The organism is Nocardia amamiensis NBRC 102102 (genome assembly GCF_001612745.1).
Classification (GTDB): Bacteria; Actinomycetota; Actinomycetes; order Mycobacteriales; family Mycobacteriaceae; genus Nocardia; species Nocardia amamiensis.
Genome location: NZ_BDBA01000078.1, coordinates 32,485 through 44,666 on the forward strand (window position 1 = coordinate 32,485; position 12,182 = coordinate 44,666).

Here is a 12,182-nt window from a genome sequence, read left to right on the forward strand (position 1 = left end):
CCGGCGAGACGCGCGAGGGTCAGCTCTCGCGCAGCGTGCGGATGAGCCCCTCCTGCACCACGGCGGCGACCAGTGTGCCGTCGCGGGTGAAGATCTTGCCGCCGGTCAGTGCCCGCCCGAAACCGGCCGAGGGTGCGGACTGGTCGTACAGCAGCCACTCGTCGGCGCGGAACGGGCGCAGGAACCACATCGCGTGATCGAGCGAGGCGTTCTGAGTCGGCTCGTCGGGGTGGATTACCTTCGAGGAACCGAGCAGCGTCATATCGCTCATGTAGGCCAGGGTGCACACGTGCACCAGTGGATCGTCGGGCAACGGGTGCCGGTAGCGGAACCACACCTGCTGCTGGGAGACCACACCGTCGCGGCGGGACACGTTCTCCTGCGGCACCATGCGGATATCCCAGTGCTCCCATTCGCGCATCAACCACAGCCGCTCGGGGGTCATCGTCGTCTCCGCGTCGGGCAGATCCTCCGGCGCTTGCACCTCGGGCATGACGTCCTGGTGCACGGGACCCTGGTCGCCGACGTGGAAGGAGGCCGACATGGTGAAGATGGCGGCGCCGTCCTGGATGCCGGTCACCCGACGGGTGCAGAAGGAGCGGCCGTCCCGGATGCGCTCGACCTGGTAGACGGTGCGCTCCTGCGGATTGCCCGGACGCAGGAAGTATCCGTGCAGCGAGTGCACCTGGAATCGCGGTTCCACCGTCCGGACCGCGGAGACCAGCGCCTGGCCGGCAACCTGTCCGCCGAACGTGCGCGGGAGCTGGGTCTTGGTGGACGCGCCACGGAAGATGTCCCGCTCGAGCCGCTCTATCTCCAGCGCCTCTTCGATTGTCGCCATGCGGTGAGACTAACCCGGCCGTCGCCCGGCGCGCGCCGCGGCCACCGGTGAACACCCGGCAACAGCGGCGACTCCCCGACCCGCGGCACGTCGCGGTTTGCTGAGATGGACCGGTGCCCCGTTTTCTGCCGATCACCGTGGACAGCCTCGTCGAGCTGGTGATCCGGCCCGTCCTGACCGCACGCTCCTGCACGGTGATCGCCGTCGACGGCGCCGACGCCGCCCGGCCCGTCGGGTTCGCCGCACGGATCGCCGCCGCGCTGCGCGACGCGGGCCGCAGCGCCGACGTGGTCTCGCTGCACGACTACGTGCGTCCCGCTTCGCTGCGCATGGAGTTCGGCCGCACCGACGAGATGTCCTATCGCACAGCGTGGTTCGACTATGCGGCGGTGCGTCGCGAGGTGGTCGTCGCCCTGCGCGACCACGGCCGGTGGCTGCCCGCCCTCTGGGACGAAGCCGCCGACCGCTCGGCACGTGCGGCGATCCGCACGGCATCGCCCGCCGCCACGATCATCGTCGCGGGACCGATGCTGTCCGGCCGTGGCCTCGACGCCGACCTGACCGTGCGCCTGGACCTGTCCGAGGCCGCCTTGCACCGCACCACTCCGGCGGAGGCGCAGTGGACCATTCCGGCATTGCTGCGGCACGATGCCGAGAACCCGGACACACCAACGTTCTTCGTTCGATGGGATCACCCCGATCGCCCCGCGTTACGAGTCGACGACGCCCGCGGGAGGTAGCCCTCCCCAGTCCGTGCCAACTGTCGTCAAGCCGACTGAGTTGTTCTCGACTCAGGTTGATCTATATATAGATGCGCACGTCGACGTATCCATATCCGGAGCGGCTACCAGTAGTCGCGCTGACTGTCCATGTCGCACTGCCGAATACGCCTTAGCTTGCGGCTAACACAGCAGGTCGCACAATGTTTCGGCCCGGCAATCGCGGAGGCGTTGCCGGGCCGTAGCGGTCGAGCGAAGCGCACTGCGACCTGGTACCGAGAACGGTCAGGGCGCGCAGGCCGGGGACTGCTGGTTCAGGTTGGCCAGCGCCTGGCAGGCCCATGCCTTCTGGACCTTCCATTTGCCGCCGTCCAACACGAAGGGCACGTCGACCAGGTTCTCCTGGCCGTTGATGGTGAACTTGGCCTGCGCGGTGACGCTGTCGCCGAAGGCGGTGACTCCGGTGACCACGACCGTGGCGTTGGACTGCCGGAAGGCCTCCGCCAAGCGGTTCGGCAGTCCGGGGTCGGCCTCGATGCCCTGCACGCTGTCGAGCTTTTGCTCGTTCGGCACCGCGGGATCCAGCGCACGCTGCAGCAGGGCATTGAGTTCGTCGACGGTGGGCGGGGCGGGCGTGGTGGCGGTCGCCGCGACGCCGGTTGTGGTGCGCGTCGGCTTACCCGACTCGCTCGATTCGTCGTTGCCGCAGGCAGCCAGGCTGAGGGCGGCAGCCATAGCCAACCCCGCGACGGCAATACGTCCGGTCTTACGAAGCTTCAACTGTTCGTCCTTTGCGTTCGGAGGATCCCCGGCGGTGCGGGGACACGAAACGGCCATGGGCAATCGAATGGCGAAGCTACTGAGCATGTTTGTGGGAACCCTGAGACTACTTTCTGGCCGCCGTGAGAGTTGGACGGACGGCTCCGACACGCGGGTTGCGCTACGCCGGGGACAGTTCCGCCGCCAGCGCGGCGACCAACCCCGGCACCGCGGGATGGCACGCGGCCGCTCGCTAGGCCACCGCGCCCCGCTCCAGCACCTTGATCTGCTGACTGAGTGTGGGTGTCGAAATGAACAATCGCTGCGCGGCGCGGCGGAAGTGCAACTCCTCCGCCAACACCACGAAGTACCGCAGCTGCCGCAATTCCACGCGGCAGACGCTACCGGCCCGCGATCACCAGCCGCGCTCGGCCAACCGGTGCGGCTGCGCGATCTCCTCGACGTTGATGCCGACCATGGCCTCGCCCAGGCCGCGCGACACCTTCGCCAGCACGTCCGGATCGTCGTAGAACGTGGTGGCCTTGACGATCGCGGCGGCGCGCTGCGCCGGGTTGCCGGACTTGAAGATGCCCGAACCGACGAACACGCCCTCGGCACCGAGCTGCATCATCATCGCGGCGTCGGCCGGGGTCGCGATGCCGCCCGCGGTGAACAGCACGACCGGCAGTTTGCCGGTCCCGGCGATCTCGCGCACCAGCTCGTACGGCGCCTGCAGTTCCTTGGCCGCGACGAACAGCTCGTCCTCGGGCAGCGAGGACAGCCTGCGGATCTCCTGGCGGATCTGGCGCATATGCGTGGTCGCGTTGGACACGTCACCGGTGCCCGCCTCGCCCTTCGAGCGAATCATGGCCGCGCCCTCGGTGATTCGGCGCAACGCCTCACCCAGATTCGTCGCGCCGCAGACGAACGGCACGGTGAAGTTCCACTTGTCGATGTGGTTGGCGTAGTCGGCGGGGGTGAGCACCTCGGACTCGTCGATGTAGTCGACGCCGAGGCTCTGCAGGATCTGCGCCTCGACGAAGTGACCGATGCGGGCCTTCGCCATGACCGGGATGGAGACCGCGGAGATGATGCCCTCGATCATGTCCGGATCGCTCATCCGGGACACGCCGCCCTGCGCACGGATGTCGGCCGGAACGCGCTCCAGTGCCATCACCGCGACCGCTCCGGCGTCCTCGGCGATCTTGGCCTGCTCCGGCGTGACGACATCCATGATCACCCCGCCCTTGAGCATCTCGGCCATGCCGCGCTTCACGCGGGCGGTGCCGACGGTCTGGGTGGTCTCGGGCGTGGTCACGGCAAACTCCTCCAGGCATGTGCGCCAATTGGTTGCTCGGAATCGAACGCCACGATTCTAGGCGGCCGCGAAAGGCCACTTGATAGCCAGTCGGAGTGCACTGGCCTGGTGTGATCCAGCCAGACGGCGACCTACGCCGGGAGGGCTCGGCGAGCGTGCCGTCCCGGCGCGGCGTTTCTCACAGCGGGCCGACCACCAGCAACTGCGCCCAGTACTCCGCGGCGGCGGGGCCGAGCAGCGGCAACAGGAAATCGAACAGCAGATACGACATGAACCAACTACCTCCACAACCGAGCAGGAACGGCCCCGCTTGTCGGGACCACGACGCCGAATTCCTCTGCGTCCATCGACAGCACTACCCTCCGGCGCCCTGATTCATCGCGACGGTATCACGATCGTGAAACACAACACATCCGGTCAGCGGATGGAGCGGACTTCGGGGTCGGTCGTTCCCGACGCGGCTTCGGCGGCTTCGGCGAGCAGTTCATCCAGGTGATACGGGTACACGGTTTCACAGCCGCGGTCCAGCGCGACGATGTCGGCGGCCGTGCACCATTTGTTACCGGTGATGGAGCGGCGTTCGATCGCGGTCTGGTTCGCGGCGTGCGGTTCGAAACCGCGCACGCGCAGGGCGAAGAACAGCTCTTCGGAACGGATCAGCTCACCGTTGAAGGGGAATACCGCCACCCGCCGCCAGATCGGGCCGCGCAGAGCGTCCGGGTCGGCGCGGTACCCGGTTTCCTCGTAGAGCTCCCGCACCGCCGCGACGCGCAGGCTTTCCCCCGGTTCCACCCCGCCGCCGACGGTGAACCAGAACGACACCTCCGGCGTCTTGGGGTCGTTGCCGCGCATCAGCAAAGTCCGGTCGTGCTCGTCGAACAGAACCACGCGCGCGGTGGTGCGGATGGTGTCGACCGCCAGGCCCGTGGACGCGGCGGGCGTGGCCCGTTCGGTGATCTCGAAATAGGACGGCAGCGGGGCGGTGCCGCCGAGGTGCAGGATGCGGACCGGGCGGCGGGTGCGCAGCGCGAGCGTATCGCGCACGGCGTCGTTGTGGAAGCGGCGGGCGATCAGCACCCTCGCCTCGGCGTCGGCCAGCTCGGCGACCAGTTGCGGACGCAGCATGTCGATGTCGACGCCCGACAGCGCCGACGACAGCTGGTTCTCCACCGTCTCCCGGTCGGCGCGACCGGCCCGCTCGGCCCGGTCCGCCAGCGCCGACAGCTGCCGGGCCTGCTCCGCCAGCCTCGGATCGGACACCGGGCCCGCGATGGCCATCGCCACCGCCCTGGCCACCACCGCGCGCCGCGCCAACGCCGAGTCGAGAGCCTGCCAGGACAAATCGGAGCGCACATGCAGCCGGTCGAGCCGATTGGCGGTGGAGTACGCCCACAGCCCGATCGCGATGACCACCGCGGCGATCAGCGCGAGAACGAGGACGGTCGTCGCGGAGAAGGTGATCATCCGGCGGCCCGCACCCTGATGTCGCCCACGGTCACGGTCTCGTACACGCGCAGGATCTGTTCGGCTACCACCGGCCAGTCGTACTCGCTCACCACCTGCGCCGCGGTGTGCACCAGGGCCTCCCTGCGCACCTCGTCGGTGAGCACGGTGTGCAGTGCGGCGGCCAGTGCCGCCGAGTCACCGACCGGGACGAGCATGCCTGCCGTGCCGTCGCGCAGGACCCGGCGGAACGCGTCCAGTTCGCTGGCCACCACGGGGGTGCCCGCGGCCATCGCCTCGATCAGGATGATGCCGAAGCTCTCGCCACCCAGGTTGGGCGCGACGTAGACGTCCGCGCTCCGCATCGCCGAAGCCTTCTCCTCGTCGGACACCTGCCCGAGAAAGCGCAGGTGCCCGGACAGCCCACCCGCCTCACGGCGCAGCCGGTCTTCGTCGCCCCGGCCCACGATGAGGATCTCGACATCGGGGTGGCGGCGCACCAGATCGGGCAGCGCGCCGAGCAAGACCTCCATCCCCTTGCGCGGCTCGTCGTAACGGCCCAGGAACAGCACCGTCCCCCCGGCGCGGGGATAGCCGGGCAGCATCGGCGCCCTGGCGAACGCGGGAACATCGACGCCGTTGGGGATCTCCACCGCGTCCGAGCCCAACGCCTCCACCTGCCAGCGCCGCGCCAGTTCCGAGACCGCGATGCGGCCGGCGATCTTCTCGTGATACGGCCGCAACACGCCCTGGAAAGTGCTCAGCACCAATGACTTCGTCGTCGAGGTGTGGAAGGTGGCGACGATCGGCCCCTCGGCGATCTTCAGCGCGAGCATCGACAGACTGGGCGCGTTGGGCTCGTGGATGTGCAGCACGTCGAAATCGTTGCCGTCGATCCATCGGCGAATCCTGGTGTAGGACATCGGCCCGAACGACAATCGCGCCACCGACCCGTTGTACGGGATGGCGACCGCGCGGCCCGCCGACACCACGAACTCCGGCAGCGGCGTGCCGTCCGACGCGGGCGCCAGCACGCTCACCTTGTGCCCGCGTTCGATGAACACCCGCGCCAGCTCGACGACATGCGCCTGCACTCCACCCGGCACGTCGAACGAATAGGGGCAGACCATGCCGATCTTCATGTCGTGACGTCCCCCTGCTCGGCCTGGATGCTCGCCTGCGTGGCGGCGATCATGGCGCGCCGCTGCGGCGACAGGTCGCTCTCCCACAGCGGTTGCAGCATGTGCCAATCCGCCGGGTGCTCGGCGATATTCGCCGCGAAGCGGTCTGCCAATTGCTGGGTAGCCACGGCCACACCACCGGAAACGTCCAGCGGCGCCTCGGTTTTCAGGCCCCAGTCCTCGCGCCCGTCGGCATCGACCTCGAACCACGCGTGCACCGGAATCAACGCGGCGCCGGTCTCGATGGCCAGCTTCGCCGCACCCGCGGGCATCCAGGTGCGCTCGCCGAAGAACTGAACGGGAACGCCTTTGCCGGTGAGGTCGCGTTCGCCCATCAGGCACACGATCTTGTTCTGTCGCAGGCGCGCCGCAAGCCGGCCGAACGGCGGCTGCTCACCGCCGGTCAACGGGAACACTTCGAAGCCGAGGCTCTCCCGGTAGGCGACGAACCGCTCGAACAGCGATTCCGGCTTCAGCCGCTCGGCCACGGTGGTCAGATTGCCGTAGTGCTGTATCAGCCAGACACCGGCCATATCCCAGTTGCCGGAATGCGGCAGCACGAAGATCACGCCGCGGCCCTCGGCGAGGGCGGCGTCGAGGAATGGCAATCCCTCGACGTAATAGTCGACCGCGGAATGATCCATCGCCGGCAGCCGGAACGCCTCGCGCCAGTACCGGGCGTAGGACCGCATGCTGGCGCGAATCAGCTCGTCCGGCACGTCGGCAGGAAGCACGCCGAGCACGCGGGCCAGGTTGCGCCGCAATTGGTTCGGCGCGCCACCCGCGTGGAACTCCCGATTGGCGCGCCGGGCCACCCGGTCGCCGCCCCAGTCGAACAAACGCCGGGCCGTCGATTCCGGCAGCGCGCGCACCAGCCGCCAGCCCGCCGCGTATCCGGCGGCACCGAGCTGCTCCCCGATGCTCATGCTGTGTCCTCTCGTGCATGAGCGGAGCTCTCCACGGTCACGCTGCGCTGCCGCCTCCGAGCTTGACCACTCATGCGCACTTCCCCGCTCCTCGTCCGCGATCCATCAGCACGGATGCTCCGGACGCCACCGTCGACAGGTCGGCGTCCGGCACCAAGTGAGTCACGACGGGAGCCCCGTGGCGTCGGCGGTACCCGTGCTCGAATTCCGCGGCTGCGCGGCCGGTATCACGGTTCGCGCCCCCGGCGAATTGCGCACGGCCAGCACCCGCTGGACAACGGTGACGATGCTGAGCACCGCGAGAATCCACATGGCCACGTGGACCGCGTAGGTGAGCCATTCGATGCCCCAGTACCCGCCGATACCGGTGAATCCGGCCCCGACCAGCACGATGACCAGGCGGTCCGGCCGTTCGATGAGACCGCCGTCCGCGGACAGCCCGCTGGCTTCGGCGCGCGCCTTGGCGTAGGAGATCACCTGCGAGGTCACCAGGACGACGAGCGTCGCGACGAACAGCGGTTTGTGCTGCTCGTGGAAGACCGCCCACCACGCGAGGCCACCGAAGATGGCTCCGTCGGCGAGGCGGTCACAGGTGGCGTCCAGCACGGCGCCGTATTTCGTCCCGCCGCCGCGCGCCCTGGCCATGGCCCCGTCGAGCATGTCGAACATGACGAACAACCAGATCACCATGGTTCCCCAGAACAGGTGTCCGGTCGGGAACAGCGTGACGGCGGCGACGATGGACGCGGTGGTACCGATGAGCGTCACGGCATCGGGTGTGAGGCCGGTGCCGACCAGCGCCCGGCCCAGCGGCGCCGTCGCCTTGGCGAACGCCTCGCGGCCGAAGAAACTCAGCACGGCCGATCCGCCCGGTCGCTCATCTATGCCTCCTTCCAGGCCGCCGCGAGCAGCGCCCTGGTCTCCCGCAGCAATTGCGGCATCACCTTCACCCCGCCGACCACGGTGATGAAGTTCGCGTCACCGCCCCAGCGCGGCACGATGTGCTGGTGCAGGTGGTCGGCCAGCGAACCGCCGGCCACTGCGCCGAGGTTCAATCCGACGTTGAAGCCGTGCGGCCGGGAGACCTTCTTCATCACCCGGATCGCCTGCTGGGTGAAGGCCATCAGTTCGGCGCTCTCGGCCTCGGTGAGGTCCTCCAAGTCGGCCACCTTGCGGTACGGCACCACCATCATGTGCCCGGGGTTGTACGGGTACAGGTTGAGCACCGCGTACACCAACTCGCCCCTGGCGACCACCAATCCGTCCTCGTCGGCCATCTTCGGGATGTCCGTGAACGGATGACCCGTCGAATCCTTGGGACCGGTGGCCGCCTCCGCGATGTAGGACATGCGGTAGGGCGTCCACAGTCGAAGCAGCCGATCCGGTTCACCCGCGCCGGCGTCCACGATGGCTCTCTGGTCGGCCGAGGTCGCGGTCTCGTCCAGATCCGCGAGCCCGTCCGGCACCGTGCGCTCGGTCATGCCTGCGCCTCGCTGGCGCTCGGCTCCGGCACGACCGAGTGCTCGGCTGTGTCGTTTGTTCGCTCGCTGCGCTCGGTCATGCCTGCGCCTCGCTGGCGCTCGGCTCCGGCACGACCGAGTGCTCGGCTGTGTCGTTTGTTCGCTCGCTGCGCTCGCTCATGCCCCGCCCTTGTTCCCGGACCGGATCTCGAAACCCTCGGCCGTCGGCGACGCGTTCTCCCGATGCGCGATCCAGGCGACGACGGTGGCCACCGCGTCCTCCACCGGCACGGTGTTGAGCTGGGTGCCGTCCCGGAACCGGAAGCTCACGGCGTTCGCGTTCACGTCGCGCTCACCGGCGAGCAGCATGAACGGCACCTTCTGCGCGTTGTTGTTGAAGATCTTCTTTTGCATCCGGTCGTCGCTGCGATCCACTTGCGCGCGGACGCCCTCGTCCCGCAGTTGCTCGATCACCCGATCCAGATGCGGCACAAACGTTTCCGCCACCGGGATGCCGACGACCTGCACCGGCGACAGCCACGCCGGGAAGGCACCCGCGTAATGCTCGGTGAGCACGCCGAAGAAGCGCTCGATCGAGCCGAACAGCGCACGGTGGATCATCACCGGCCGCTGCTTGGTGCCGTCGGAGGCGGTGTATTCCAGGTTGAACCGTTCCGGCAGGTTGAAGTCCAGCTGGATGGTCGACATCTGCCAGGTACGGCCGAGCGCGTCCTTGGCCTGCACCGAGATCTTCGGGCCGTAGAACGCGGCGCCGCCCGGATCGGGCACCAGCTCCAGCCCGGAGGCGGAGGCGACCTTGGACAGGGTCTCGGTGGCCTCCTCCCAGATCTCCTCGGAACCGACGAACTTCTTCGGGTCCTTGGTGGACAGTTCGAGGTAGAAGTCGTCGAGGCCGTAATCCTTCAGCAGGTCCAGCACGAACCGCAGCGTATCGGTGAGTTCGCTGTGCATCTGCTCTTTGGTGCAGTAGATGTGCGCGTCGTCCTGGGTCATGCCGCGCACCCTGGTCAGGCCGTGCACCACGCCGGACTTCTCGTAGCGGTACACCGAGCCGAACTCGAACAGCCGCAGCGGCAGCTCCCGATACGACCGGCCGCGGGCGCGGAAGATCAGGTTGTGCATCGGGCAGTTCATCGGCTTGACGTAGTAGTCCTGGCCTGGCTTGCGGACGGTCCCGTCCTCATTGAGCTCCGCGTCGAGGTGCATCGGGGGGAACATCCCGTCGCGGTACCAGTCCAAGTGCCCGGAGACCTCGAAGAGGTGGCCCTTGGTGATATGCGGGGTGTTGACGAACTCGTAACCGGCCGCCACATGCCTGCGGCGCGAATACTCCTCCAGCTCCTTGCGGATGATGCCGCCCTTGGGGTGGAAGACCGGAAGGCCGGAACCGAGCTCGTCGGGGAAGCTGAACAGGTCCAGTTCCAGGCCGAGCTTGCGGTGGTCTCGGCGCTCGGCCTCGGCGAGCAGGTGCAGGTGCTCGTCGAGCGCCTCCTGCGACTCCCACGCGGTGCCGTAGATGCGCTGCAGATCCTCGCGGTTCTGGTCGCCGCGCCAGTACGCGGCGGAGCTGCGGGTCAGCTTGAAGGCCGGGATGAACTTGGTGGTCGGGATGTGCGGGCCGCGGCACAGATCGCCCCAGATCTTCTCGCCGGTGCGCGGGTCCAGGTTGTCGTAGATGGTCAGCTCTGCGCCGCCGACCTCCATGACCTCCGGGTCATCGATGCCGGACTTGTCGCTGATCAGCTCCAGCTTGAACGGCTCCTTGGCCAGCTCGACCCTGGCGTCCTCGACCTCGACCACCCGGCGCGAGAACCGCTGCGCGCCTTTGACGATCTTCTTCATCCGGGATTCCAGCTTGGCCAGGTCCTCCGGGGTGAACGGCCGCTCGACCCGGAAGTCGTAGTAGAAGCCGTCCTTGATGTAAGGACCGATGCCCAGCTTGGCCTCGGGAAACTCCTGTTGCACGGCTTGGGCCAAGACGTGCGCGGTGGAGTGCCGGATGACGTTGCGGCCGTCCTCGGTGTTCGCGGCCACCGGCTGCACGTCGACATCGGTGTCCGGGGTCCAGGACAGGTCCTTCAACTCGCCGTCCAGCCGGACGACGACGACGGTGTCCGGCCCCTTGGTCGGCAGACCCGCCTCGCGCACCGCGGCACCCGCCGTCGTCCCGGCCGGCACCCGGACGAGGGCGACTGGGCTGATGGGCGCTGAAGTGGTCACGGCTGCGCTCTCCTTGGCGTTCTCGTGGGCGGGCGGGTCCCCGCTGAATGGTGGCCGATCGCGTGTTCGCTCCGGCGCGACCATGCTACTGTCCCGCCGCTGCGCGCTGCTCCCCCGCCTCGCTCCCCGCCGTGCCGGATATTCAGGCCGTACCGGTTGAGGGGCGCGGGATTCCCGTTCGGATTCTGTGTCGAGTGCTGTGCCGCCTCCGCGGGTCTTCAGGCCGTACCGGTCCCCTCAGGTTTCGGCGGCGAGTTTCGCGAGTAGCGCGGTGCGTTCGGCGGCTGGTCGTTTGGGACAGCTGGTGCACATCTGGCAGCCGGGGACCTCGAATACCAGACAGCAGGACATCCGCCGGACGAACGTGCGTCCGCCGATCTCGACGAACCGCGGTGCCGGGAGTTTGCCGCCGATCTCGGCGGCCAGCCGTGCGCCCGCGTCCGGTGAACCGGCGTCCAGCGCACGATTGCCGATCGCGTCGGTGGCAATCGCCCATAGCGAGGGAATGCCCGCCCCGGACACCTCGGCGACCGGCGGGATCACGGCGGCGAGGGTGTCGCGCAGGGTCGCCGCGCAATCGGCCTGCGCGCCGCCGGCCGCGAGGATGCGCACCCGCTCGATGCCGCCGTCCGGTCGCACTTCGCAATCCAGCCGGTCCAACGCGGCTTCGGGGGCGGGTTCGTCGTGCGCGTACGCCCGCGCGATCTGCTCCACCAGCGCGGACGCGACCATGCACCACCACAGCGTGCCCGCGATGCGCGGCGACGTGGTCCCCCACGAGTGACCCATTTCCGCGATACGCGCGGCCAGCCACTCCGGCTGGGTGAGCATGCGCCCCGCGACGGTGGTCACCGTTGCAGGGGGCTGCGCAGCCATTCCCATTCGACTCCGATCCAACTACCCACAAGCCCGAACGTTCCCAATACCCACAGCGTCGCGACGACCAATGCGGCGGTGCCGGCCGCGGCGAACACCCGCATCGCCGGACCACGGGCGGAATACCAGGCCATACCCTGCCGGTACCGGTCCCGCAACCACCCCAACGCTCTACGCGCCCAAGCGAATTCCGTGGCGAGGATGCCGAGCCCGGCGAACACGATCGCCCAGCCGGGGCCGGGATACGGGATCGCGAGGAGGCCGACCGCGAGCACGGCGACACCGACCACCGCGACCCCGATCCGGTAGGCGAGATACAGCGTAGGTCGTCGCCCGAGCCCGGCACGGAAGGCACGCCAGCCGGTCGGCCGATCGGTCGAGCTCGTTTCCAGATCTGCGGTCACGTCCCCAGGGTACG

The 12,182-nt window shown here is 68.5% G+C and carries 12 protein-coding genes and 1 pseudogene; 1 reads left to right on the forward strand and 12 read right to left on the reverse strand.

Annotated features, from left to right (window positions below; translation table 11 throughout):
* Nucleotides 1-19: 19 nt before the first annotated feature.
* Nucleotides 20-841 carry an acyl-CoA thioesterase gene (locus NA4_RS16320; protein WP_067470483.1) on the reverse strand — a complete coding sequence of 274 codons (822 nt, stop codon included), beginning with the start codon at nt 839-841 and terminating at the stop codon, nt 20-22.
* Nucleotides 842-954: 113 nt separating this feature from the next.
* Here NA4_RS16320 and NA4_RS16325 point away from each other — a divergent pair, with 113 nt between their 5' ends.
* A complete protein-coding gene (locus NA4_RS16325; protein WP_067470484.1) occupies nt 955-1,581 on the forward strand; it encodes a nucleoside/nucleotide kinase family protein in 627 nt (208 codons plus the stop codon).
* 264 nt (nt 1,582-1,845) lie between these two features.
* Here NA4_RS16325 and NA4_RS16330 read toward each other — a convergent pair whose 3' ends face one another.
* The 11 genes and pseudogenes from NA4_RS16330 to NA4_RS16375 form a co-directional block, all read right to left on the reverse strand.
* On the reverse strand, nt 1,846-2,340 hold the full coding sequence (locus tag NA4_RS16330; RefSeq protein ID WP_067470506.1) for a WKL family lipoprotein: 495 nt from the start codon (nt 2,338-2,340) through the stop codon (nt 1,846-1,848).
* A gap of 247 nt (nt 2,341-2,587) precedes the next feature.
* A pseudogene (locus NA4_RS39170) lies at nt 2,588-2,710 on the reverse strand (LysR family transcriptional regulator); the annotation flags it as partial.
* A gap of 24 nt (nt 2,711-2,734) precedes the next feature.
* Nucleotides 2,735-3,637, reverse strand: a complete 903-nt coding sequence (gene pdxS, locus NA4_RS16335) for a pyridoxal 5'-phosphate synthase lyase subunit PdxS (protein WP_067470485.1) — start codon at nt 3,635-3,637, stop codon at nt 2,735-2,737.
* A 417-nt stretch (nt 3,638-4,054) separates the two neighbouring features.
* Nucleotides 4,055-5,098 (reverse strand): NUDIX hydrolase, encoded by a 1,044-nt coding sequence (locus NA4_RS16340; RefSeq protein ID WP_067470507.1) that lies wholly within the window; start codon nt 5,096-5,098, stop codon nt 4,055-4,057.
* The gene (locus tag NA4_RS16345) at nt 5,098-6,222 is read right to left on the reverse strand and encodes a glycosyltransferase family 4 protein (RefSeq protein WP_067470486.1); all 1,125 of its coding nucleotides are present in this window, start codon (nt 6,220-6,222) and stop codon (nt 5,098-5,100) included. The genes NA4_RS16340 and NA4_RS16345 overlap by 1 nt, the downstream gene beginning before the upstream one ends.
* Nucleotides 6,219-7,187 (reverse strand): phosphatidylinositol mannoside acyltransferase, encoded by a 969-nt coding sequence (locus tag NA4_RS16350; protein WP_067470487.1) that lies wholly within the window; start codon nt 7,185-7,187, stop codon nt 6,219-6,221. Before NA4_RS16350 ends, NA4_RS16345 begins: the two co-directional genes overlap by 4 nt.
* Before the next feature lie 162 nt (nt 7,188-7,349).
* The gene (gene pgsA, locus NA4_RS16355; protein ID WP_067470488.1) at nt 7,350-8,045 is read right to left on the reverse strand and encodes a phosphatidylinositol phosphate synthase; all 696 of its coding nucleotides are present in this window, start codon (nt 8,043-8,045) and stop codon (nt 7,350-7,352) included.
* A 23-nt stretch (nt 8,046-8,068) separates the two neighbouring features.
* Nucleotides 8,069-8,668, reverse strand: coding sequence for an ATP adenylyltransferase (locus tag NA4_RS16360; protein WP_157129056.1), 600 nt, complete (start codon nt 8,666-8,668; stop codon nt 8,069-8,071).
* A gap of 156 nt (nt 8,669-8,824) precedes the next feature.
* Nucleotides 8,825-10,888, reverse strand: a complete 2,064-nt coding sequence (gene thrS / locus NA4_RS16365) for a threonine--tRNA ligase (protein WP_067470509.1) — start codon at nt 10,886-10,888, stop codon at nt 8,825-8,827.
* A gap of 237 nt (nt 10,889-11,125) precedes the next feature.
* Nucleotides 11,126-11,740, reverse strand: a complete 615-nt coding sequence (locus NA4_RS16370; protein ID WP_245671416.1) for a (2Fe-2S)-binding protein — start codon at nt 11,738-11,740, stop codon at nt 11,126-11,128.
* Nucleotides 11,737-12,168: a TIGR02611 family protein gene (locus tag NA4_RS16375; RefSeq protein WP_067470510.1), complete on the reverse strand. Its 432-nt coding sequence runs from the start codon at nt 12,166-12,168 to the stop codon at nt 11,737-11,739. The genes NA4_RS16370 and NA4_RS16375 overlap by 4 nt, the downstream gene beginning before the upstream one ends.
* Nucleotides 12,169-12,182 lie beyond the last annotated feature (14 nt).

Excerpts from the sequence above, each read along its gene's own strand:
- NA4_RS16360 (WP_157129056.1), bottom strand. The coding sequence starts at position 8,668 with ATGACCGAGCGCACGGTGCCGGACGGGCTCGCGGATCTGGACGAGACC.
- NA4_RS16345 (WP_067470486.1), bottom strand. The coding sequence starts at position 6,222 with ATGAAGATCGGCATGGTCTGCCCCTATTCGTTCGACGTGCCGGGTGGA.
- NA4_RS16350 (WP_067470487.1), bottom strand. The coding sequence starts at position 7,187 with ATGAGCATCGGGGAGCAGCTCGGTGCCGCCGGATACGCGGCGGGCTGG.
- NA4_RS16320 (WP_067470483.1), bottom strand. The coding sequence starts at position 841 with ATGGCGACAATCGAAGAGGCGCTGGAGATAGAGCGGCTCGAGCGGGAC.